Below are 20,834 nucleotides of genomic sequence, written 5' to 3'. Positions count from 1 at the left end.
TAACGTCGAACCAACCACAAAACGCCGAACGGCCCCCTCTCCCTTCAGGGAGAGGGCTAGGGAGAGGGTGCTTCCGGCCGCACCCAAGCCCGCCCGAGTCAGGACAACCGCGCCCGCCCCAACAGACTGCGGTTGAAACTCACCGACATCGACGTCACCAGCTCGGTAAACGCCGCACTCGGCCGGTCCAGCTTGAAGCCCTGCTCGAAGCGCGCGTTCTTCGCGTCCTTCTTCGACCACTGGCAGATCGCGGTGATCTCCACCTGGCGGGTGTGGTCCTCGCGCACCGGAATCTCCAGGCACATGTCGTAGCAGCTGCCCGGCGCCAGCGGCTCCTCGGTCACCAGCCGCAGGCCGCCCATCGAGACATCCAGGACCGTGCCCATGGGGTCGCCGCTCAGGCGATTGGTTACGTTGATCTGGCCGATGTGGCGGAAGGTCAAACGACGGTGCTTGCGCATGGCGGCCTCTTGTAGGGAACGGGCTCTGGGAAGGGCGCTCCGCGGAGCGGAACGCGCGCGCACCTTACAGCGCCAGCATCTCAAACGCTCTCAAAAGCTATCAATTGGCCAGTATCGAAACCGCATCGGCGCGCCTTCCATCGCCCGGCGCGCCGCTGCACGGGCGCAGCGGATACTCTGCGGCAATGCGCTGCGCGAATGCGCAAAGTGCTGCGGTTTTGCACACACCCCTTCGCGAGCACCCCGGCGCCTGGGCGTTTCAGGCTGGCATGCAACATGCCTTGCTCTTCCTCTGGCCGCCCAGCGGCCGCACCGCCGTGTTGGGAATTTGCATTGGAGATCTGCCGTGGAGGGACAAATGGACCCACTGAAACTGCTGCTGGACCGAGGCCTGCTGCTGTCCGACAGCCTGACGTCCCAGGGACGCTTCATCGAGGTCTCCGCCGAGCAGACCGACCAGCTGGGCTACCCGCCGGGCTCCCTGGACGGCCAGGGCGCCGAGCTGATCTACACCGCCGACTCGCTGAACGCGCTGATGCAGCTGTTCGCCAACCCGCCGGCGGATGAGCGCGTGCAGGACCTGGAGCTGACCCTGATCCGCCACAACGGCGGCCTGCTGCCGGTGCTCGCCAGCGGCGTGCTGCTGTGGCGCGACGGCGAGCCGGCGCGCCTGCACCTGGTGAAGATGCCGCTGGGGCCGGTTAGCCGCCGCCTGGGCGAGCTGCAGAGCGCCAACGAGGTGATGAGCCAGATGCTCTTCAGCGCGCGGGTGGCCTACTGGTGCATCGAGTTCGCCGAGTCGGTGGACGTGCGCGAGACGCCCGACGAGATCGTCCGCCAGGTGTTCGAGAACCGCTCCTACTGGCGCATGTGCAACCGCGCCATGGCCAACATCTACGAGATGCCCGCCGACGTCGATTTCAGCGAGCAGCCGGTGCGCCTGTACTGGCCGCGCAGCCCGGCCAACGAAGAGTTCGTGCGGCGCCTGATCGAGGCGGAATTCCACGTCGACGGCGCGCTGTCGGTGGACCGCCGCCACGACGGCTCGCCGGCCTACGTGGAGAACGACGTGCGCGCCAGCATCCACAACGGCCGCCTGCTGCGCATGTGGGGCAGCCTGCGCGACGTCAGCCAGGAACTGCGCATGCAGCACGACGCCGAGCAGCGCATCGAGGCGCTGCGCCGGGTGTTCGACGCGGTGCCCGACGCCGTGCTGGTGATCGACGAGGCAGCCCAGCCGCAGTGGCGCAACGCAGCCTTCGAACAGACTTTCGGCATCACCCGCGCCGCCGGCCTGGCCTCGACGCTCAACCGCATGCCGCTGCCCGAACGCACCTGGCAGGTCCTCGACCTGCCCGACCAGTTCGGCAACTACCAGTCCTTCAGCAGCCACTGCTCGCGCATCCTCATCCGCGAGGGCGTGGCCTGGCGCGTCTTCGTGCTGCGCCAGGCGAACAAGGCCACGGAGCTGCATCCATGAGCGAGGAAGGCTTCTTCGCGCCGCTGCGCATGGGCATGCGTTCCTCGGTCAGCGCGTCCGGGGAGATGCTCAGCGCGCTGCTGGAAACCCCGGCGCTGCACGCGCTGCTGGACAGCTTCAGCGAGGCGGTGATCGTCTGCGACGGCGACTCGCGGGTACGCTTCGTCAACCTGGCGGCGGAGCGGGTCAACCGGGTCAACCGCATCGACGTGCTGGGCCTGGCGGACGTGGACTTCTTCCAGCGCTCGGCGCTGCAGTTCGACGACTTCCAGCAGGCCCTGCGGCGTGGCGGCAAGAGCGCGCTGACGCGCTCGCGCGATGGCCGGGTGTTCCTCACCCGCGCCCAGGCGGTGCCCACCGGCGCCTACGAGAAGCCCTACCACCTGCTGATCCAGCGCGAGTATGAACCCGGTACCGCCGGCAGCCTGCGCAGCCCCAGCGGGCGCGCCTCGACCACCGATCTGCAGGGCCTGGGCGACCCGCAGGACAATGCGCTGCACATGTCGCCACTGCTCTCCTCCATCGCCGACATGGGCGTGCGCGCCTTTCGCCGTCGCGCGCGCCTGCTGCTGCTCGGCGAGCCGGGCGTGGGCAAGACCGCCATCGCCCGGCACATCCACCGCGCCGCCGGCTGGGGCGACCGGCCCTTCATGGACGTGAACTGCGCGAGCATTCCGGAAACCCTGTTCGAGTCGGAGATGTTCGGCTACGAGCGCGGCGCCTTCACCGGTGCGTTGCAGTCGGGCAAGCGCGGCTACATCGAGAGCGCCTCGGGCGGCACGCTGTTCCTCGACGAGATCGGCGAAATCCCGCTGCAGGTACAGGCCAAGCTGCTCAAGTTTCTCGAGGACGGCACCATCCAGCCCGTGGGCTCGCCGTTGTCGAAACAGGTGCAGGTGCAGGTGATCGCCGCCACCAACAAGGACCTGCGTGCCCAGGTGGCGGCCGGCGAATTCCGCGCCGACCTCTACTACCGACTGGCCGTGCTGCCGGTGGAAATCCCGCCGCTGCGCGCCCACCGCGACGACCTGCCGGTATTGATGGACATCCTCCTGGCACGCATCAACCGCGACCGCCAGCCGCCGCTGCGGCTGGCCTCGGGCTGCCGCGAGCGCCTGCTGGGCTACGACTACCCGGGCAATATCCGCGAGCTGGTGAACATCTTCGAACGCCTCGCCGTGCTCGCCGACGACGTGGCGGAAGAACTGCACCTGCCGCCGGAACTGCTCGGCGCGCCGCCGGCCGGCAGCCCGGTCGCCCACGACGAACCGGCCGCCGCCATCGACGACCAGCCACTCAAGGCCCAGGTGCAGCGCTACGAACGCCAGGTGATCCTGCGCGCCGTGCGCCTGTGCGGCAGCAAGCGCAAGGCGGCGATCCACCTGGGCATCGACGTCGGCACGCTGATCCGCAAGTTGCAGCGGGATGATTGAGCGCCGCCTGACATAGCACACCTTGTCCCAAAGCCCCTCACCCTAACCCTCTCCCAGAGGGAGAGGGGACTGATCGGCGTGGCTTCACCCTATGAGCTCGCCGGCTGACTCCCAGCTTTCAGCGCGCTCCAGACGGCCCCCTCTCCCTCCGGGAGAGGGCTGGGGTGAGGGCAGCCGCAGGCACCGAGGCAGGACAAGGTTCGCGAACAAAGGCTAGGCGGGCCCCTCGCTCCTACAGAAAACCACCGCCCATGCATATGCGGCGCCACCCGGTCACGCCGCTTTCCCGCGTCCGAAAGAAACACCCCTGCGACAATCCACCGCTGCAGCCCCGCCTACAGGCGTTGTCATTTCTGCTTACACCTGTGCTTTCAGATTTTTAATTTATCCATACATTTCAATGACTTAACTATTTGGCACAGTCTGTGCGATGTCTCCTGCAACCCGTGACCGTGCACGGGTCCTCGAATCGAGCTGGCGCCGCTTCCTTCAAGCGCCGGCAATTCTGGAGACACAAGAACAATGCTCATCACAGGTATCAAGAGCCGGCCGGTCTATGACCAGTTGCGCCCGCTCGCTGGTGGCCACCACCACATCATCGCCGGTCAAGGCAGCGGCGGCGCCGCCATGCTTCGCCTGCTCGCCGAGATGCCGCGCCGCGCGCCGATCCGCGTGCTGTATTCCACCGAATCCTTCTCCGGCCAGAACCACCTCGCCGCGCTGCGCGACATCACCGACGTCGAACTGACGATCTACCCGAGCAATCGCGCGCTGGTCGACGACCTGCACGCGCTGCTGGGCCAGTCGCGCATGGGCACCCGCCTGTACCTGGCCGGCTCGGAGAGCTTCATCGGCACCGCCATGCAGGCCGCCGACGCGATCAACCTGAACAAGGACGAAGTGCTGCGCGAGCACGCCGGCTCCTTCGTGCGTCGCGTCTGGTGCGTGCACTGCGACGGCTACACCGAGAACGTCACCCAGCGCGTCTTCGAATGCCCGCACTGCGCCGTGACCCTGGTGGTGCGCGACCACTACTCGCGCCGCCTCGCCGCCTTCCAGGCGGTAAAAGCCGACGCCGAAGTCCCTGGCGAGATGCCGCAAGCCGAGGAGCTCGACACATGAGCCAGTCCACCGGAACCCTGAATGTCCGCGTCACCCGCATCGAGCAGGTGACCCCGGAGATCAAGCGCTTCACCCTGGCCTCCACCGACGGCGCGCACCTGACGCCGTTCTCCGGCGGCAGCAACGTCGTGGTGCTGATGCCCCACGCCAGCGGCACCTACCGCAACGCCTACTCGCTGATGAGTTCACCCTACGACGCCAGCGCCTACCAGATCGCCGTGCGCCGCGTGGAAGACGGCCGCGGCGGTTCCAAGCACATGCATGACGTGGTGAAGGAAGGCGACGAGCTGGAAATCCTCCGCCCGGTGAACCTGTTCCCGCTGAGCAAGCACGCGCGCCTGCACCTGTTCATCGCCGGCGGCGTCGGCATCACCCCGGTGTGCTCGCAGCTGGCCGAGCTGCGCCTGCGCGGCACGCCGTTCGAAGTGCACCTGGCGGTGCGCGGCGACGCCCACGCGCGCCTGGGTGAAGAACTGCTGCGCGAATACGGCGACGCCGTGCGCCTGTACCGCGACGACCGCGGCGAGCGCCTGGACATCGGCGCCGTGCTGGCCGACCGGCCGCTGGGCAGCGACGTCTACGTCTGCGGCCCCGAGGGCATGATCCAGGCGACCATCGACGCCGCCCATGCCCACGGCTGGACCGACAGCCACATCCACTACGAGCGCTTCCTCGAACAGGGCAGCGTCGGCGAGGCGTTCCAGGTCACCCTGGCGCGCAGCGGTGCGACCATCGACGTGTCGCCCGACCAGAGCCTGCTGGAGGCCGCCGAGGCCGCCGGCCATGAAATCCCGTACCTGTGCCGCGGCGGCGCCTGCGGCATGTGCGAGACCCACGTCCTGGAGCTGGACGGAGAAATCCTCCACACCGACGACTGGCTGTCCGACGAGGACAAGGCCGCCAACAAGAAAATCATGCCCTGCGTGTCGCGCGCCAAGTGCTCGCGGCTGGTCATCGACTGCTGAGCCGGAGAACGACCATGACGATCCAATTCCGCCCCGACGAAACCTACCGCGACGACTACACCTACGCCAACAGCCAGGCCTGCATCGACCGTGCGCCCTGGCCGTTCCCGGACGACGAGTACATGTACTCGATGAACCTGGAGCCGCACGTCAGCGTGGGCACCGATGCCTTCCGCGCAGTGTTCGACATCGACGAGCATTACATCAGCGAGTGCCGCGACCGTGCGATCACCCTGGAGAAGGACCCGGGCATGCACTACGTCTCCGCGCCGCACATGATGGAGGCGCAGTGGGACCTGCTCGAACTGATCATGGAGTCCTACGCCAAGGACTACCCGGAATACTTCTCCCTGGAGAAGGACGGCACCCGCTGGCACTGGACCAACAAGCTGCTGAACATCGACGACACCTTCACCTTCGGTGATCCGTCGACCCTGCCGTACGAGCCGATGGAGTACGTCACCCGCCAGGCCCAGGGCGACTGGGTCCTGCAGGAAGAGCGCGACGGCAACCTGTACTGGGGCGCGGGCATCGCCACCCAGCGCGCCGACTACTCGCTGCGCTTCAACCTGGGCATGGCCTGGCACGAGTTCCACGGCCCGGTGCCGCTGGTGAAGGAAACCGGCATGCTCGACCGCGCGCTGAAGTTCCTCCTGCGCCTGCGCAACGGCCATCCGGTGCGGCGCCTGAACTGGTCGCTGACCGTCAACCCGCGCCTGGACGTGTCCGCCGAGTCCCTGCCCGAGTGGGCGCCGGACCGCACCACGGTGACCGGCGAGAACGCCGGGGAAAAGGTCTACCTGCGCATCGAGCTGCAGCCGCTGCACCGCCTGCCGCGCAGCAACGCCATCGTGTTCCCGATCCGCACCTACCTGCTGAGCCTGGCCGACATCGCCACCAACCCGGCGTGGGCCAAGCGCATGCACCGCGTGCTCAAGTCCCTCAATCAGGAACTGGTCGACTACAAGGGCTTCACCCGCTACCACCCGCAGGCGGTGCAGTGGCTCTCGCAGTTCGACGACGGCCAGTAAGCAGGCCACGCAGCACACACAACCATAAACCCGAAAAGGGAACCGGCGGGCGTCGTGAGGCCCGCCGGAACATTGCCTTCTGCCCATCAACCCCCTGAGAGGAAACAACGATGAGTGGGTCTCCTGCCAAGCGTGCCGCTGGCGTCACCGATACCGATGCCGAGCAGCTCGCTGCTCTGGGCTACAGCTCCAACTTCGAACGCAGCATGAGCCTGTGGGAGAACTTCTCCCTGGGCTTCACCTACCTGTCGCCGGTGGTCGGCGTCTACACCCTGTTCGGCCTGTGCCTGGCCGCCGGCGGCCCGCCGATGTTCTGGTCGTACCTGCTGATCGGCCTGGGCCAGTTGCTGGTATGCCTGATCTTCGGCGAGATCGTCTCGCAGTTCCCCATCTCCGGCGGCGTCTATCCCTGGGCGCGGCGCCTGGTCGGCAAGCGCTGGGCGTGGATGGTGGGCTGGGTCTATGCCTGGGCGCTGTGCACCACCATCGCCGGCGTGTCCGTCGGCGCCGGGCCGTACCTGGCGGCGCTGCTGGGCTTCGAGCCGAGCGCCGAGGTGAGCATCTACATCGCCCTGGTGCTGATCCTGGTCTCCACCGGCCTCAACCTGGTGGGCACCAAGCTGCTGGCGCGGGTGGCGATGTTCGGCTTCCTCTGCGAGCTGATCGGCGCGATCCTGGTCGGCGGCTACCTGCTGATCTTCGAGCGCCACCAGAGCTTCAGCGTGCTGTTCAATACCTACGGCCTGAACGTCAACGGCTCGTACCTGCCGGCGTTCCTCGCCGCCTCCCTGGCCGGGCTGTTCCAGTACTACGGCTTCGAGGCCTGCGGTGACGTCGCCGAGGAAACCCCCAACCCCGGCACGCGCATTCCCAAGGCCATGCGCATGACCATCTACATCGGCGGCGCCGCCGCGATGTTCGCCTGCCTGGCGCTGATCCTCTCCGTGCCGGACATGCAGAAGGTGCTCAACGGCGAGGACACCGACCCGGTTTCCACCATCCTGGCCAACGCCTTCGGCCCGGTGGGCTCGCGCCTGGTGATGGCGGTGGTGCTGGTGTCGTTCATCTCCTGCGTGCTCAGCCTGCAGGCCGCCGCCAGCCGCCTGCTGTTCGCCTATGCCCGTGACGAGATGATCGTCGGCAGCCGCGTGCTGCAGCGCCTGTCCTCCAACCATGTGCCGTCCGCGGCGCTGGTGGTCAGCGGCGTGGTGCCGGCGGCGATCGTCTGCCTGGGCCTGTTCATGGCCGACGCCACCGCGACCATCGTTGGCTTCGCCGCCATCGGTATCTACGTGGCCTTCCAGCTGATCGTCATCGCCGCACTGATCGCCCGCGCCCGCGGCTGGGTCCCCGGCGGCCAGTTCACCCTGGGTCCCTGGGGCATGCTGGTGAACATCGGCGCGCTGATCTACGGCCTGGGCGCCATCGCCAACATGGTCTGGCCGCGCACCCCGGATGCGCCCTGGTATATGAACTACTCGATGATCCTCACCACCATCGTGGTGATGGGCGTGGGCTTCCTCTACATGCTGCTGGCCAAGCCCAACGACAAGGGCACCGCACCGGCGGGCGACGCCCACCGGATCTCCGGCCGCCAACTACCCGCGCGCGCCACGGGCGCGCTGACCGAACCGGCTTGATCGCAACGTTGACGCAATTCGGGCCATACGCCTGAGGGGCTGCGTCTGGAGCGTCACCTACCCCTGGTGACACTCCCCTGCGTTTGCGCAACGGACCCGCCATCCCCGTGATGGCCGGTCCGTTTTTTTATGCCTGCACGGAGCGCTTTTGTAGGATGGGTGGAGCGCAGCGATACCCATGCTGTCCGTGCATGGAATCGATGGGTATCGCAAGCTCCACCCATCCTACGTCCGGATTTTCCGGCGACTCCGGAGCTGGGCGGATCGCGAGCAAGAACCAGGCGTTCCCTCGCTCATACAGGTTTACACCGAAGCCCACGGATACGTAGGAGCGGACTGCGTCCGCGATGGCTTCCGGCGCAATGCGGACCTGTCGCGGACAGAGTCCGCTCCTGCGCAAGGTCGGCTATCGAGCGATCCACAGCAGGCACAAGGACAATGTGACGAGCGATCCCAGCGTCGACACCAGAATGCTCCGCGACACCACCGCCGCTTCGCGCTGGTAGTACTCGGCGAGCATGAACGGTCCGGTGCCGGTGGGCAGCGCGCTGAGCAGCAGCGCCGAATCGGCCCACAGCGGCGGCAGGTCGAACACCTGGTAAGCGAGGAAACCGGTGAGCAGCGGCTGGCCGATCAGCTTGATCGCCACCAGCGGCCAGGCGCCGACCGGCTCGCCCTGCGGCTCTTGCCGTTGCGCCAGGAACAGCCCCAGGGACACCAGCGCGCAAGGCGTGGTGGCGGCCGCGAGCATATCGAGGAAGTGCAGCAGCGGCGCCGGCAGGCCGATGCCGGTCACCGCCCAGAGGCCGCCGATGATCGGCGACACTACCAGCGGGTTCTTGCCCAGGGCCTTGGTCACCACCCACGCGGCGCGACCGATGTGCTTCTCCTCCTGCAGGCCGACCTCGATGCACACCACCGAAATGGCGAACAGCACGCAGACCACCAGCAGGGAGGCGATCAGCGCCGGCTCCAGGCCGTCCTGGCCGAACACCAGCAGGCACAGCGGGATGCCCATGTAGCCTGTGTTGGCGTAGGACGCGCTGAGACCATCGATGCTCGCCGCCGGCAGCGGGCGGCCCTGCAGCAGGCGCCAGATGAGGGTGGCGAAGAACACCAGCAGGCAGCCGCCGGTGAAGGCAGCGAGGAAGCCCGGCTGCCAGATTTCCGCCCAGGTCGCGGTGGCGGTGACCTTGAACAGCAGCGCCGGCAGGCACAGCCAGACCACCAGCTTGTTCACTTCCGAGGCCGCCTGTGGGCCGAGGCGGTTGGTGCGCCGGCACAGCCAGCCCACCAGGATCAGCGCGAAGATCGGCAGGACGACGGCGAACACGGTGTGCATGGCAGGGAACCTGGAGAGCGGGAGCGGCAGGCGAGCATAGGGTTGCCAATCGATACCGTCCAATGCTTACTAAGGCGCCAATCCATACCTGATCCGTATCGATGATCGACTTCCGCCAGCTGCGCTATTTCCTCGCCCTCGCCGAGCACCTGCACTTCGGTCGCGCCGCCGAGGCCCTGCACATCACCCAGCCGCCGCTGAGCCGGCAGATCGCCGCGCTGGAGGACGAACTGGGCACGCCGCTGTTCGCCCGGCATTCGCGCTCGGTGGAGCTGACCGCTGCCGGCCGCGATTTCCAGCAGCAGGCGCGAGCCCTGGTCGCCGGCCTCGAACTGGCGGTGCGCTCGGCCCGCGCCACCGCGCGCGGGGAACGCGGCGAGCTGCGCATCGGCTTCACCATGCTGGCTGCCTGGACTCTGCTGCCACGGCTGCTCAAGACCTTCGCCGACGGCCACCCGCAGGTGAAGCTGGTGCTCAACGAGATGCTGCCGCGCGACCTCGGCCCGGCACTGGACAGCGGCGAGGTGGACGTCGCCCTGACCTTCCCCGAACGCGAGCCGGGCCAGCGGCTCTACCGCACCCTGCAGCGCGAGCCGCTGTGCGCGGTGCTGCCGGCCGAACATGGCTTGGCGCTGGACGCCGAACTGGACGTGGCAAAGCTGGCCGGCGAACCCTTCATCACCTTCCCGCCGGCCACCGCGCCAGCACTGCACGAGTCGGTGATGGAGTGCTGCCGCAGCCATGGCTTCGCCCCGGCGGTGCGCATGGAAACGCACCTGCAGCAGACCATCGTCAACCTGGTGGCCGAAGGGCTGGGGGTGTCGCTGGTGCCGGACTCGATGCGGCGCATGCAACTGCCCGGTGTGGCCTTCCGCGCCATCGGCCAGTCGCCGCAGGTGGAATACGGCGCGGCCTGGAGCCCGCACAACGACAACCCGTGCCTGGCGGCTTTCCTGCGCAGCGTGGGGGCCGTGGAAACCTGAACCTGTGGGAGCGCCGTGCTGACCGGCCTCGTAGGAGCGGACTCTGTCCGCGATGTCTTCCGGCGCGATGCAGACCTATCGCGGACGGAGTCCGCTCCTACGTAGGCAGATGGCAACGCGGCCAGGGCGTAGGGCGCATAACGCCGAAGGCGTTATGCGCCATCGCGGCGGATAACCCGTGCCGGGTTATCCGCCCTACGAAAGCCGCGCGGTCACACCCGCCCCGTCACCGGAATGCACGCCCCGGTAATCGCCGCGGCATCCTCGGAAGCCAGGAACAGCAGCGTCGCCGCCAGTTGCTCCGGCTTCACCCAGCGGTCGAACTCGGCATTGGGCATGTCGGCGCGGTTCTGCGGGGTGTCGATGATGCTCGGCATCAGCGCATTGACGGTGATGCGCGCGTCCTTCAGCTCCTCCGCCAGCGCCTCGGTGAGGCGCATGACGCCGGCCTTGGACGCCGCGTAGGCGCCCATGCCCAGCGCCGCACGGGTAGCGGCTGCGGCGGCGATGTTGAGGATGCGTCCGTGGCCACGGGCCGTCAGGTGCGCCAACGCGGCCTGGCTGGAGACCACGGCGGTGCGCAGGTTGATGCGGTACATCAGGTCCCAGGTATCGACGTCGCCATCGCCCAGGGTTTCCCAGTGGAAGCCGCCGGCCACGTTGATCAGCGCATCCAGGCCGCCGAAATGCTCGCTGGCCTGGTCCAGCGCCGCGCGGGCGGCGGTCGCGTCGGTGAGGTCGACGCCACCGATGGACAGCGCACCGGCCTGTGGATAACGCGGGCTGACGGCGCGGTCGAGCAACGCGACCTGCCAGCCGGCCGCGGCGAACGCCTGGCCGACCACGCTGCCCAGATGGCCGAAGCCGCCGGTGATGGCGACGATCCTGTTCATGCTGCTACCTCGTGACGGTGGGAGAGGCGTTCTTATAGGGGTAGCAGGGGTTGGGCGAAAGGTGACGGGCGCCAGATGGGGGGACGGATCGGGACGGGGGGTTCGGGGAACGCCGGGGGAAGTTTCGCTGCTGGGGGTTCCCTCTCCCCAACCCTGGCTGCGCACCCCGCTCCGAAGGGAGAGGGGGCCGTTCGGAGTGCTTGGGAATGCCGGCATGCACCGGACATTCTCCAGCGGCTTTGAGGAAGTGAAGGGGAGCGGTGTATTCGAACTCGGCACGGACAGTCCCCTCTCCCTTCATGGGGGGGGACGCCTAGTCAGAGGGCTAGGGAGAGGGTCTTACAGGCCGACGCCGGACCTAATTACTTGACCAACCGCGCATCCAGGCTGTTCTGCGCCAGCTTCTGGGCCTGCGCCTGGGTCATCCCCAGGTGCTCGTGCAGGGCGTGGAAATTCTCGGTGACATAGCCGCCGAAGTACGCCGGGTCGTCCGAGTTCACCGTCACCTTCACGCCGCGTTCGAGCATGTCGAGGATGTTGTGCTCGCGCATGTGGTCGAACACGCAGAGCTTGGTGTTGGACAGCGGGCAGACGGTCAGCGGGATCTGCTCGTCGATGATGCGCTGCATCAGCCGCTCGTCCTCGATGGCGCGCACACCGTGGTCGATGCGCTCGATCTTGAGCAGGTCCAGGGCTTCCCAGATGTACTCCGGCGGGCCTTCCTCGCCGGCGTGGGCCACGGTGAGGAAGCCTTCACTGCGGGCGCGGTCGAACACGCGCTGGAACTTGCTCGGCGGGTGGCCGACTTCGGAGCTGTCCAGGCCGACGGCGATGAAAGCGTCGCGGAACGGCATGGCCTGGTCGAGGGTCTTGAACGCCTCTTCCTCGGACAGGTGACGCAGGAAGCTGAGGATCAGGCCGTGGCTGATGCCCAGCTGCTTCTCGCCATCCTTGAGCGCGCCCTGGATGCCGCGCAGCACCACCTCGAAAGGCACGCCGCGGTCGGTGTGGGTCTGCGGGTCGAAGAACGGCTCGACATGGACGACGTTCTGCGCCTTGCACTTGCGCAGGTAGGCCCAGGTCAGGTCGTAGAAGTCCTGCTCGGTGCGCAGCACGTCGGCGCCGGCGTAATAAAGGTCGAGGAATTCCTGCAGGTTGTTGAAGGCATAGGCCTTGCGCAGGCTCTCGACGTCGCCCCAGGGCAGGGCGATCTGATTGCGCTCGGCCAGGGCGAAGAGCAGCTCGGGCTCCAGCGAACCCTCCAGGTGCAGGTGCAGTTCGGCCTTGGGCAGGGCATTGAGCCAGTCGTACATGGGTGAGGTCTCGTTATGGGCGGGTCAGGCGCGGCCATTGGCACACAGGCTGACCCTGCAAGCAATCGGCAGCGGGGCAGCAAGCCCCATCAGGCGTGGACAAGGATAATTCTGACGCAAAAGACAGATATCCGCGAAATCTTCCGACCTCTGCCATTTCTAGAATTGCCTTCCTCCCCCTTCCCTCAGACCTCCCCGATGAAGAAGACCCTTCTGGTGCTGCTGTCACCTCTGCTGCTGATGGCCTGCGGCAAGCCCGTCGACCTCGACTACAACTCGGCGGTTGCGCCGATCTTCCTGCACAACGTGCAACGGCTTGACCACGACATGGAGCGCCTGATCAGCGGCGAATTTGATGCAGACCACGCGGCCACCCGCAGCGCCCAGGGCGACGATCCCGGCAGTCGCATTACTGAACTGGAGCAGAATCTGAATCAGGTACAGCAGCTCCAGCACAGTGAAGAGGCGAGCAAATTCGCCAGCAGTCTGTCGCACTACTACGAGCTGCAGATCGGCTATTACCAGCAGCTCAGGCTCTACAGCCAGACCCAGGACAAGGCGCGGCAGGAAACCCTGGTAAACGACCTGAACCATACCTATCAGGCACTGAAGGTGATGCCGGACCAGGTGCTGGCGGCGCAAAGGAACTTCCTCGCACGCGCCGACCAACTGCATTGAACAAACGGCTCCGTACCCAGGCGTCCTGGGCAGGAGAAATCTGACTGCGCTACCAGATATCCACGAAATCCCCCAACAAAGCGCCTCCCTAGAATCGCCTTCACCTCCATTGCCCCGGCTTCCGCAACCGTGAAAAAGATTCTTTCGATCCTGCTGCTTCCCCTGGCCCTATCGGCCTGTGGCAGGCCCACCGACCTCGCCTATAACGAGCAGGTGGGTGCCACGCTCCAGTTCAATATTCGCCAACTCCACAGCGATCATGAGGCCCTTCTGCGCGGGGGCCCCAACGCTGCTCAGGCCCCCTCCCGGGCCATCAGCCTGGCGCATGCCGACAGGCAGTTAGCTACACTGGAAACAGCCCTGGATCAGGTTCAACAACTACGCCACAGCTCGCTGGCCGGCGAGTTCGCCCGGAACGTGACGACCTACTACGAGCACCAGATCACCTACTATCGGGACTACCAACGCTACCTCGCCACCAGCGACCCTTCGCTGCAGGCCGAAATCGCTGCCAGGCTGGACGCCACCTTCACCGACCTCGATGCCAGACCGGTGCAGATTCGCGAAGCACAGAAAGCATTCGTGGGGATGGTCCGACAGACAGCCCATTGAGACATCGGGCGGCCTGCCAGCCACATTCTCGCGGCGGTAGTACAGCACCGGCCTCCAGGGCAGATCAGGGGGCCTGGGCGCAACTCCCGATGGTGCGCCTCCTGCCCATTGCCTAAGATGGCGCACTCGCCTCTCACGGAATGGACATCCCCCTCGATGCTGCCCGCGCTCAAAGAAGAAAAATTCCTGCTCCTCGCCCTGCTGGTGGCGATCGCGGTCTACCCGCTGGAGCACAGCCTGCTGGGCGGCGGCAAGCTGCTCGCAGGGATCACTGCCAGCGCGCTGCTGGCGGTGATCATCGGCGTCTCGCTGCGCGTGGCGCACCACGCCGAGATCCTCGCGGAGAAGGTCGGCGAGCCCTACGGCACGATGATCCTGACCCTGGCGGCGGTGCTGGTGGAAGTGGTGATCCTGGCGATCATGATGAACCACAACCACTCGCCGACCCTGGCCCGCGACACCATCTACGCCGCGGTGATGCTCGACATGAACGGCATCCTCGGCCTCGCCGCGCTGCTGGGCGGCCTCAAGCACGGCGAGCAGTCGTACAACGACGACTCGGGCAAGACCTACGTGACCATGATCCTCACCGCCGTGGGCATTTCCATGGTGGTGCCGGAGCTGATCCCGGCCGAGCAGTGGAAGCTGTATTCGTTCTTCACCATCGGCTGCATGGTCATGCTCTACGCGCTGTTCCTGCGCATGCAGACCGGTCAGCACAGCTACTTCTTCAGCTACAACTACGCCGCCCACGGCCAGCATGCCGAAGGCCATGAAGCCAGCGGCAACAGCAAGCAGTCCATGGGCCTGCTGGTGGTCGGCGTGGTGCTGATCGGCGCGTTGGCGGAGGTGATGTCCAAGGCCCTGGACGTCGGCCTGGAAGGCAGCGGCGTGCCGCCCATCGTGCCGGCGCTGCTGGTGGCGGCGATCTCCGCCAGCCCGGAAATCCTCACCGCCCTGCGCGCGGCCATGGCCAACCGCATGCAGCCGGTGGTCAACATCGCCCTGGGCGCCTCGCTGTCCACGGTGATCCTCACCGTGCCGGTGATCGAGGCCCTGGCGCTGTTCAAGGGCCAGCCGATCCAGATGGCGATGACCCCGCTGCAGACCGGCATGATGTTCATCACCCTGATGGTCGCCGGCTACAACCTGCATGACGGCAAGACCAATGCCATCGAGGGCATGACCCACTTCGTGCTGTTCGCCACCTTCCTGATGCTGTCGTTCATGGGACTGTGACCATGCTCAAGCTGTACCTCGCCGGCCCCGACGTGTTCCGCCCCGATGCCTTCGAGCAGGGCGAGCGGCTCAAGGTCCTGTGCGCCGAGTTCGGCGTGCAGGGGCTGTACCCGCTGGACCATGCGGTGCCGGACGGCATCGTCGAGCCGGCCGCGCAGGCGCGCTGGATCTACCAGGCGAACCTGGAACTGATCCGCCAGGCCGACGCGGTGCTGGCCAACCTCAACCCCTTCCGTGGTGCCGAGCCGGACAGCGGCACGGCCTTCGAGCTGGGCTTCGCCGCCGCGCTGGGCAAGCCGCTGTTCGGCTACCTCGACGAGGGCGGCAACTGCATCGAGCGCCTGCCCTGCGAATGGCAGGGCCAGGAACCGGGCCGCGACCGCGACGGCAACCAGGTCGAGGCTTTCGGCCTGCCGCTGAACCTGATGCTCGGGGTGCCGGCGAAGATTGCCGTGGGCGGCCCGCGCGAGGCGCTGGAACTGCTGCGAGAAGAAATGCTTTCGTAGGAGCGGACTCCGTCCGCGATAGGTCCGCATCGCGCCGGATGCCATCGCGGACGGAGTTCGCTCCTACGCCACATCGCGCCACGGTCTTTTGCCGGAAACAAAAAACGCGCCCTGGGGCGCGTTTTTCGTTTGGCTCGGCAGACCGTCAGCGACGCCCTTCGAGCTTGAAGAAGAACACCTTGGTCGCCTGCCGCGCGACGATCCGGCCGCCGCTGACGCGGGGCTCGAAGCGCCACTTGTCCATGGCGTCGCGCACGGCGTTGTCGAACATCCGCGGCGGCGTGGACTCCAGCACCTGGATGTCGGCGATACGGCCATCGCTGGTGATGGTGAACAGCACCTTCACCCGACCCTCGATGCCACGGGTCAGCGCCATGCGCGGGTAGACCGGCGGGTCCATGCGCAGTGGCTTGATATCGCTGTCGTTGAGGCTGCCGGTGGGCAGGCCGGCCGGGCCTTGCGAACCGGTCGGCGCGGCCTGGGCGCCCTGGGTGAACTGGCCCACGGTCGGCGCGGCGGGTGGCGGCGGTGCAGCCGGGGTTGGCGGCGCCGGGGCTTCCTCGGCCGGCTCGGGGTCAGGCTCGGGCTTGGGTTTCGGCTTGGGCTTGGGCGAAACCTTGGGCACGGCCTTCTCGGGCGGCTTGGGTTTGGGCTTGGGCTTTTCCACCGGCTTGGGCGGCTCGATCGGCTTGGGCGGCTCGGGCTCCGGCGGCGGCGGGGTCGGCGCGGCAGCGGGCGGCTGCTGCACCGGCTCGGGCTTGGGCGGCAGGGTGACGACGCTGACCTGCATGGCCTTGGGCAGTTCGCCCGCGCCCAGGTTCAGCTCGGCCGGGGTCGGCATCACCCAGATCAGCGCAGCGACGATGGCCACGTGCATGGCAATCGCCAGGCCCGAGGACTTCCACCAGCCACCGGGCGGCGGCGGCAAGTCGCCTTCTTCCACGCCTTCGACCGGCGCGGCGTAGGGGATCAGCACTTCTTCGGGAACCACTTCCTCGTCACGGCGCGGACCGGCGCAGCTGACGAGTCGCAGGTTGGCCTCATTGACGCGCTGGGCGTTCACGCTGGGCAAATGGGCGCCGTCATCCGCCGTGGCGGAAGTGAACAGCTGGTCCTCAGCGTCCACGGCGGGACTGGCGTCCGCCGCTTTGCGCGGTTGGGGTAACGACATGAGAAAGCCTGCGGAGAGAGTTCACGAAGCAACATCTTCTGATAATTATTATCATTCACTAGTTGCGCGAGGGCAACCTCGTCCGTCACTTAGGTGCGATGGCATGGCGCAAAAGCCCGTCCTGCAAGGCCTGCGGATCGCATTCAGCGGCGAGGATGAGCTCGATGCGGCTGTCCTTGCGCCACGCGCTGGGCGTCCAGGGCTCGGCAGCGACAGTGCGATTGCAGGCCAGCCAGCCCTCCTCGCCGTGCAACACCGCCTTGGCCCGCAGCAGGCCGGGAAGCCCCGCCAGCCAGGCGTCCAGCCCGTCGAGGTGGAAGCGCCAGTCACGGTGGAAGCGCCAGCCGATCGCCTGCCGACCGTCCTCGACGCGCACCTGGCGCAGGGGCAGCTCGCGGCGCAACAGCAGCGCCGGTTCGGCGGCCGATGCAGCCTGCGGCAAATCAGCGCTCGCCTCGGCGGCAGCACTGCTCGGCAGGTCCGCCAGGGCCAATCGGCCATGAGTGGTCCAGCGCAGCGGCACCGCCGGCAGCCGCGTCGCCAAAGCAGTGCGGGCGGCTTCGTCGAGGCCCTCGGACTTGTTCATCAGCAGCAGCGCCGCATCGCCGAGCGCCAGCTGCTGCGCCTCGGGCAAGGGCTGCCCGGCAGCCAGTGCGGCGGCATCCAGCACCATCAGCAGCGGCTGCACGGCCAGCACGCCCTGCCAGGGTGCGGCGCGCAATTGCGCCAGCAGCTGCGCCGGATGACCGAGGCCGGAGGGCTCGATGAACAGCCGCTGCGGTCTGGCCTTGCGCAGCAGGCGGCCCAGGCCCACCTGGAACGGCGCGCCGTTCACGCAGCACAGGCAGCCGCCGGCGACTTCGCCCAGGGCGATGCCGTCCTCGTCGCGCGACAGCAGCGCGGCGTCCAGGCCGACCTGGCCGAATTCGTTGACCAGCACGGCCCAGCGCTCGCCCGCCGGGCGTTGCGCCAGCAGGTCCTGCAGCAGGCTGGTCTTGCCCGCCCCGAGGGGGCCGGCGATGAGATGAGTCGGGATCTGCTTCAACATTCGCCCATGGTGCCGCCTGACGCTCGCGGGGAAAAGCGCTAGAGTCGCGGCTTCGTCAAACGCCCGCGGACCGACCATGCGCCAGCTCCTGCCCCTCGCCCTTGCCTGCCTGCCCCTGTTCGCCCACGGTGAGGCCTGCGTGGTGCACAGCCAGGGCAAGGATGTCGACGTGAAGCTCTGCCAGCAGAACCGCACCATCCCGGAAAAACTCTTCCGCGAAGGCTTCTGCCAGCCACAGCTGAAAGACCAGCAGGTCCAGGTGACCTATGCCGACAGCTGCCCCAGCGGCGCCTTCGGCGTCTGCGAAAACGCCCAGACCCAGGGCGTGCCCTACCGCCAGGACATCCACTACTACGGCGTCGCCAGCGACGCGCGCATCCTCCAGCCGTACTGCGAGCAGCAGAGCAACGGTCACTGGCGCAAACCCTGAGGCACGGTCATCGCCCTGTCACAAGCCTCGGGCTTACTGACGTCGGGTACCTCACACCCTCTCGGCACCCCACGCCGGGCATGATCTTGGTGAATCGGGTCGCTCCCCGCGAGCGGCCCATTTTTTTTCCTGCGCGCCGGCCGCCCTGATCAGCCCAGCCAGTCCAGCGTCAGCAATAGCCGGCGTTCACCCGGCGGTGGCGCAGGCGAGCGATGAACGATGCCACCGCCCTGGTTGCCAGCCCATTTCTCGCCCTTGAACAGCCCGACGTCACCCACGCGCATCCGGCGGATTTCCGCGCGGCTGTTCGGCTCCGCCGTCGCATCGCCCAGGCGGGCGCGGGCCATCGCCCACTCCTCCAGCCATTCGCTCGCCGGCCCGGCGTAGGTGGTGACCAGCCGCAAGGGCACATGGTCGACGTGGAAGCGCGGGCACATGGCACGTTCCAGGCTGCGCAGGCGCAGGCCGATGACCTTCGCACCGGTCAGGCAGGCGAAGGCTTCGGCCAGCCACTGCAGGTCGGCGCGCAACAGCGAGCACCCATCGAGCAGCGCGTATTCGCGCAACATGCCGCCCAGCTCCACGCGCTCGTCGCGCACCTCCAGGCTCTGCCGGATATCCACCGGCTGAGCACTCAGCCAGCCGGCGAAGGTGGCAACTTCCGGGTACAGCGTGCGCTCCCAGACGGCCAGGTTGACGTCCTCCTTGAGCACGTCGGCGAGCACCTGCGGGTCCTCGCCCAGCACCTGGCGCGGCCAGGTCGGCGTTTCCAGGGCGAGCATCAGGCTTGTCCCTCCCAGGGCTCGAAGGGATCGTCCAGCAGCTTCCAGGCAGTGGTGCCGGCGGCCATCTCGGCGTCGTCCAGCAGGCAGCCGTCCAGCTCGGCGAACAGCCGCGGGAAGTCCAGGTTCTGGCCGATGAACACCAGTTCCTGGCGGCAGTCGCCGCTCTCCTCGCGCCAGTGGCGCAGCACGCCCTGCAGCTCGGTGGTGTCCTGCGGCCAGTTCTCGCGCGGCACGAAACGCCACCAGCGCCCGGCCAGGCCGTGGCGCATCAGGCCGCCGGCCTGGGACCAACTGCCCGCCTGGCGGTAGCGGCTGCCCAGCCAGAAGAAGCCCTTGGAGCGCAGCAGCCGGCCGTTGCTCCAGGGCTGGGCGAGGAACTCGTGGAAGCGCTGCGGGTGGAACGGCCGACGCGCACGGTAGACATCCGAGGAGATGCCATAGGCTTCGGTCTCCGGCAGGTGTTCGCCGCGCAGCTCCTTGAGCCAGCCGGGTGCGCGCTCGGCGCGCTGGAAGTCGAAACGGCCGGTATCGAGGATGCGCGCCAGCGGCACCTGGCCCATCACCATCGGCTGGATGTCGGCGTCGGGATTGAGCCGGCGCAGGATCGCCAGCAACTCGTCGCGCTCGGCGCTGCCGATCAGGTCGATCTTGCTCACCAGGATCACGTCGGCGAACTCCACCTGCTCCACCAGCAGGTCGCAGAGCGAGCGCTCGTCGTCCTCGCCGAGGGTCTCGCCGCGCTCGGCGAGGCTGTCCTGGCCCTGGTAGTCGGCGAGGAAGTTCAGTCCGTCGACCACCGTGACCAGCGTGTCCAGCCGCGCCAGGTCGGACAGGCTGCGACCCTGTTCGTCGCGGAAGGTGAAGGTCTCGGCCACCGGCAGCGGTTCGGAGATGCCGGTGGACTCGATCAGCAGGTAGTCGAAGCGGCCTTCGCCGGCGAGGCGGCTGACCTCTTCCAGCAGGTCCTCGCGCAGGGTGCAGCAGATGCAGCCGTTGCTCATCTCCACCAGGCGCTCCTGGCCGCGGTTGAGGCTGACGTCACGCTGTACTTCGCGACCGTCGATGTTGATCTCGCTCATGTCGTTGACGATCACCGCGACCTTGAGGTCCTCGCGGTTCTTCAGCACATGGTTGAGCAGCGTGCTCTTGCCGGCGCCAAGGAAGCCGGACAGGACGGTGACGGGGAGTGGGGCATTCACGGTGGCTTTCTCCAGGGATTCAGGCTTCGCGGACGTGCAGTTCGCGCCGTTCCTGGCGCTCCTTGGCCTCGATGCACAGCGAGGCGGTGGGGCGCAGCAGCAGGCGGCGCAGGCCGATCGGTTCGCCGGTTTCCTCGCACCAGCCGTATTCGCCCCGGGCCAGGCGCTCCAGCGCCTGGTCGATCTTGTCGAGCAGCTTCTTCTCGCGCTCCAGCAGGCGCAGCTGCCACTGCCGGGCCTCCTCGCGGCTGGCGACATCGGCCTCGTCGCTGGCCCGCTCGGGGTCCTGCAGCGCCTGGAATTCCTCTTCGATGCGGACCTGCAGCTCGCCACGCTGGCCCAGCAGCAATTCGCGGAAATAGCCCTGTTGCGCCTCGCTCATGTAGGCCTCGCCGGGCTGGGCGAGCAGTTCCTGTTCGGTCATGACCGTCTCCGGAAGGGAGTGATCTTTTATGTTATATTATAACAATGCATTATCGACAACCGCCTTCCGACGTGCGATA

Annotated in this window: 21 protein-coding genes; 12 read left to right on the top strand and 9 right to left on the bottom strand. The window is 67.3% G+C overall.

Translation table 11 applies throughout. From position 1 onward, the window contains the following. Window positions 1-98: 98 nt before the first annotated feature. The gene (locus tag HNP46_RS04215) at window positions 99-461 is read right to left on the bottom strand and encodes a PilZ domain-containing protein (protein ID WP_184586253.1); all 363 of its coding nucleotides are present in this window, start codon (window positions 459-461) and stop codon (window positions 99-101) included. Window positions 462-819: 358 nt separating this feature from the next. Here HNP46_RS04215 and HNP46_RS04210 point away from each other — a divergent pair, with 358 nt between their 5' ends. The 6 genes from HNP46_RS04210 (at window position 820) to HNP46_RS04185 (ending at window position 8,132) form a co-directional block, all read left to right on the top strand. Then, on the top strand, window positions 820-1,941 hold the full coding sequence (locus HNP46_RS04210; RefSeq protein ID WP_184586252.1) for a PAS domain-containing protein: 1,122 nt from the start codon (window positions 820-822) through the stop codon (window positions 1,939-1,941). Then, a complete protein-coding gene (locus HNP46_RS04205) occupies window positions 1,938-3,374 on the top strand; it encodes a sigma-54 interaction domain-containing protein (RefSeq protein ID WP_184586251.1) in 1,437 nt (478 codons plus the stop codon). Before HNP46_RS04210 ends, HNP46_RS04205 begins: the two co-directional genes overlap by 4 nt. 522 nt (window positions 3,375-3,896) lie before the next feature. Continuing rightward, on the top strand, window positions 3,897-4,496 hold the full coding sequence (locus tag HNP46_RS04200) for a dimethylamine monooxygenase subunit DmmA family protein (RefSeq protein WP_184586250.1): 600 nt from the start codon (window positions 3,897-3,899) through the stop codon (window positions 4,494-4,496). Continuing rightward, on the top strand, window positions 4,493-5,461 hold the full coding sequence (locus HNP46_RS04195; RefSeq protein ID WP_184586249.1) for a PDR/VanB family oxidoreductase: 969 nt from the start codon (window positions 4,493-4,495) through the stop codon (window positions 5,459-5,461). Before HNP46_RS04200 ends, HNP46_RS04195 begins: the two co-directional genes overlap by 4 nt. 14 nt (window positions 5,462-5,475) lie before the next feature. After that, on the top strand, window positions 5,476-6,492 hold the full coding sequence (locus tag HNP46_RS04190) for a heme-dependent oxidative N-demethylase family protein (protein ID WP_184586248.1): 1,017 nt from the start codon (window positions 5,476-5,478) through the stop codon (window positions 6,490-6,492). Between the two features lie 110 nt (window positions 6,493-6,602). Continuing rightward, window positions 6,603-8,132, top strand: a complete 1,530-nt coding sequence (locus HNP46_RS04185; protein ID WP_184586247.1) for an APC family permease — start codon at window positions 6,603-6,605, stop codon at window positions 8,130-8,132. A 406-nt stretch (window positions 8,133-8,538) separates the two neighbouring features. Here the strand turns inward: HNP46_RS04185 and HNP46_RS04180 are convergent, their stop codons facing one another. Then, window positions 8,539-9,474, bottom strand: coding sequence for an AEC family transporter (locus HNP46_RS04180; protein WP_184586246.1), 936 nt, complete (start codon window positions 9,472-9,474; stop codon window positions 8,539-8,541). Between the two features lie 101 nt (window positions 9,475-9,575). Between HNP46_RS04180 and HNP46_RS04175 the strand changes: the two genes are divergently transcribed. Further along, complete coding sequence (locus HNP46_RS04175; protein WP_184586245.1) at window positions 9,576-10,457, top strand: LysR substrate-binding domain-containing protein; 882 nt, start codon at window positions 9,576-9,578, stop codon at window positions 10,455-10,457. A 212-nt stretch (window positions 10,458-10,669) separates the two neighbouring features. On the opposite strand, the gene HNP46_RS04170 is transcribed toward HNP46_RS04175, so the two are convergent. Both HNP46_RS04170 and HNP46_RS04165 read right to left on the bottom strand, forming a co-directional pair. Beyond that, window positions 10,670-11,350 (bottom strand): SDR family NAD(P)-dependent oxidoreductase, encoded by a 681-nt coding sequence (locus HNP46_RS04170; RefSeq protein WP_184586244.1) that lies wholly within the window; start codon window positions 11,348-11,350, stop codon window positions 10,670-10,672. 362 nt (window positions 11,351-11,712) lie between these two features. Continuing rightward, window positions 11,713-12,663: an adenosine deaminase gene (locus tag HNP46_RS04165; RefSeq protein WP_184586243.1), complete on the bottom strand. Its 951-nt coding sequence runs from the start codon at window positions 12,661-12,663 to the stop codon at window positions 11,713-11,715. 198 nt (window positions 12,664-12,861) lie between these two features. Here HNP46_RS04165 and HNP46_RS04160 point away from each other — a divergent pair, with 198 nt between their 5' ends. The 4 genes from HNP46_RS04160 to HNP46_RS04145 all read left to right on the top strand — a co-directional run bounded on the left by HNP46_RS04160 (window position 12,862) and on the right by HNP46_RS04145 (window position 15,698). Then, window positions 12,862-13,341 (top strand): hypothetical protein, encoded by a 480-nt coding sequence (locus HNP46_RS04160; protein ID WP_184586242.1) that lies wholly within the window; start codon window positions 12,862-12,864, stop codon window positions 13,339-13,341. Between the two features lie 129 nt (window positions 13,342-13,470). Continuing rightward, entirely contained in the window at window positions 13,471-13,953 is a 483-nt protein-coding gene (locus tag HNP46_RS04155) for a hypothetical protein (RefSeq protein ID WP_184586241.1), read from the top strand. A 156-nt stretch (window positions 13,954-14,109) separates the two neighbouring features. After that, complete coding sequence (locus HNP46_RS04150) at window positions 14,110-15,192, top strand: calcium:proton antiporter (RefSeq protein ID WP_184586240.1); 1,083 nt, start codon at window positions 14,110-14,112, stop codon at window positions 15,190-15,192. A 2-nt stretch (window positions 15,193-15,194) separates the two neighbouring features. After that, a complete protein-coding gene (locus HNP46_RS04145; protein ID WP_184586239.1) occupies window positions 15,195-15,698 on the top strand; it encodes a nucleoside 2-deoxyribosyltransferase in 504 nt (167 codons plus the stop codon). Between the two features lie 145 nt (window positions 15,699-15,843). Here HNP46_RS04145 and HNP46_RS04140 read toward each other — a convergent pair whose 3' ends face one another. Both HNP46_RS04140 and HNP46_RS04135 read right to left on the bottom strand, forming a co-directional pair. Then, window positions 15,844-16,869, bottom strand: a complete 1,026-nt coding sequence (locus tag HNP46_RS04140; protein ID WP_184586238.1) for an energy transducer TonB — start codon at window positions 16,867-16,869, stop codon at window positions 15,844-15,846. Between the two features lie 85 nt (window positions 16,870-16,954). After that, a complete protein-coding gene (locus tag HNP46_RS04135) occupies window positions 16,955-17,917 on the bottom strand; it encodes a CobW family GTP-binding protein (protein ID WP_184586237.1) in 963 nt (320 codons plus the stop codon). Window positions 17,918-17,993: 76 nt separating this feature from the next. Here HNP46_RS04135 and HNP46_RS04130 point away from each other — a divergent pair, with 76 nt between their 5' ends. After that, a complete protein-coding gene (locus HNP46_RS04130; RefSeq protein WP_184586236.1) occupies window positions 17,994-18,347 on the top strand; it encodes an NADH:ubiquinone oxidoreductase in 354 nt (117 codons plus the stop codon). Between the two features lie 149 nt (window positions 18,348-18,496). Here the strand turns inward: HNP46_RS04130 and HNP46_RS04125 are convergent, their stop codons facing one another. From HNP46_RS04125 to dksA, 3 genes are read right to left on the bottom strand one after another with little or no spacing between them, the layout of a single operon-like run. Next, the gene (locus tag HNP46_RS04125; RefSeq protein ID WP_184586235.1) at window positions 18,497-19,129 is read right to left on the bottom strand and encodes a DUF1826 domain-containing protein; all 633 of its coding nucleotides are present in this window, start codon (window positions 19,127-19,129) and stop codon (window positions 18,497-18,499) included. Next, the gene (gene zigA / locus HNP46_RS04120) at window positions 19,129-20,331 is read right to left on the bottom strand and encodes a zinc metallochaperone GTPase ZigA (protein WP_184586234.1); all 1,203 of its coding nucleotides are present in this window, start codon (window positions 20,329-20,331) and stop codon (window positions 19,129-19,131) included. The genes HNP46_RS04125 and zigA overlap by 1 nt, the downstream gene beginning before the upstream one ends. Before the next feature lie 19 nt (window positions 20,332-20,350). Next, window positions 20,351-20,755, bottom strand: a complete 405-nt coding sequence (gene dksA, locus HNP46_RS04115) for an RNA polymerase-binding protein DksA (RefSeq protein WP_184586233.1) — start codon at window positions 20,753-20,755, stop codon at window positions 20,351-20,353. Between the last annotated feature and the right edge of the window lie 79 nt (window positions 20,756-20,834).

Source organism: Pseudomonas nitroreducens (assembly GCF_014204515.1).
Taxonomy (GTDB): domain Bacteria; phylum Pseudomonadota; class Gammaproteobacteria; order Pseudomonadales; family Pseudomonadaceae; genus Pseudomonas; species Pseudomonas nitritireducens_A.
This window is presented reverse-complemented; position numbering and strand designations above follow the sequence as displayed.

Excerpts from the sequence above, each read along its gene's own strand:
- HNP46_RS04160 (WP_184586242.1), top strand. The coding sequence starts at position 12,862 with ATGAAGAAGACCCTTCTGGTGCTGCTGTCACCTCTGCTGCTGATGGCC.
- HNP46_RS04205 (WP_184586251.1), top strand. The coding sequence starts at position 1,938 with ATGAGCGAGGAAGGCTTCTTCGCGCCGCTGCGCATGGGCATGCGTTCC.
- HNP46_RS04215 (WP_184586253.1), bottom strand. The coding sequence starts at position 461 with ATGCGCAAGCACCGTCGTTTGACCTTCCGCCACATCGGCCAGATCAAC.
- HNP46_RS04210 (WP_184586252.1), top strand. The coding sequence starts at position 820 with ATGGACCCACTGAAACTGCTGCTGGACCGAGGCCTGCTGCTGTCCGAC.
- HNP46_RS04190 (WP_184586248.1), top strand. The coding sequence starts at position 5,476 with ATGACGATCCAATTCCGCCCCGACGAAACCTACCGCGACGACTACACC.
- HNP46_RS04140 (WP_184586238.1), bottom strand. The coding sequence starts at position 16,869 with ATGTCGTTACCCCAACCGCGCAAAGCGGCGGACGCCAGTCCCGCCGTG.
- HNP46_RS04195 (WP_184586249.1), top strand. The coding sequence starts at position 4,493 with ATGAGCCAGTCCACCGGAACCCTGAATGTCCGCGTCACCCGCATCGAG.
- HNP46_RS04165 (WP_184586243.1), bottom strand. The coding sequence starts at position 12,663 with ATGTACGACTGGCTCAATGCCCTGCCCAAGGCCGAACTGCACCTGCAC.
- HNP46_RS04150 (WP_184586240.1), top strand. The coding sequence starts at position 14,110 with ATGCTGCCCGCGCTCAAAGAAGAAAAATTCCTGCTCCTCGCCCTGCTG.
- HNP46_RS04200 (WP_184586250.1), top strand. The coding sequence starts at position 3,897 with ATGCTCATCACAGGTATCAAGAGCCGGCCGGTCTATGACCAGTTGCGC.
- HNP46_RS04170 (WP_184586244.1), bottom strand. The coding sequence starts at position 11,350 with ATGAACAGGATCGTCGCCATCACCGGCGGCTTCGGCCATCTGGGCAGC.
- HNP46_RS04185 (WP_184586247.1), top strand. The coding sequence starts at position 6,603 with ATGAGTGGGTCTCCTGCCAAGCGTGCCGCTGGCGTCACCGATACCGAT.
- HNP46_RS04130 (WP_184586236.1), top strand. The coding sequence starts at position 17,994 with ATGCGCCAGCTCCTGCCCCTCGCCCTTGCCTGCCTGCCCCTGTTCGCC.
- dksA (WP_184586233.1), bottom strand. The coding sequence starts at position 20,755 with ATGACCGAACAGGAACTGCTCGCCCAGCCCGGCGAGGCCTACATGAGC.
- HNP46_RS04135 (WP_184586237.1), bottom strand. The coding sequence starts at position 17,917 with ATGTTGAAGCAGATCCCGACTCATCTCATCGCCGGCCCCCTCGGGGCG.
- HNP46_RS04125 (WP_184586235.1), bottom strand. The coding sequence starts at position 19,129 with ATGCTCGCCCTGGAAACGCCGACCTGGCCGCGCCAGGTGCTGGGCGAG.
- HNP46_RS04145 (WP_184586239.1), top strand. The coding sequence starts at position 15,195 with ATGCTCAAGCTGTACCTCGCCGGCCCCGACGTGTTCCGCCCCGATGCC.
- HNP46_RS04180 (WP_184586246.1), bottom strand. The coding sequence starts at position 9,474 with ATGCACACCGTGTTCGCCGTCGTCCTGCCGATCTTCGCGCTGATCCTG.
- HNP46_RS04175 (WP_184586245.1), top strand. The coding sequence starts at position 9,576 with ATGATCGACTTCCGCCAGCTGCGCTATTTCCTCGCCCTCGCCGAGCAC.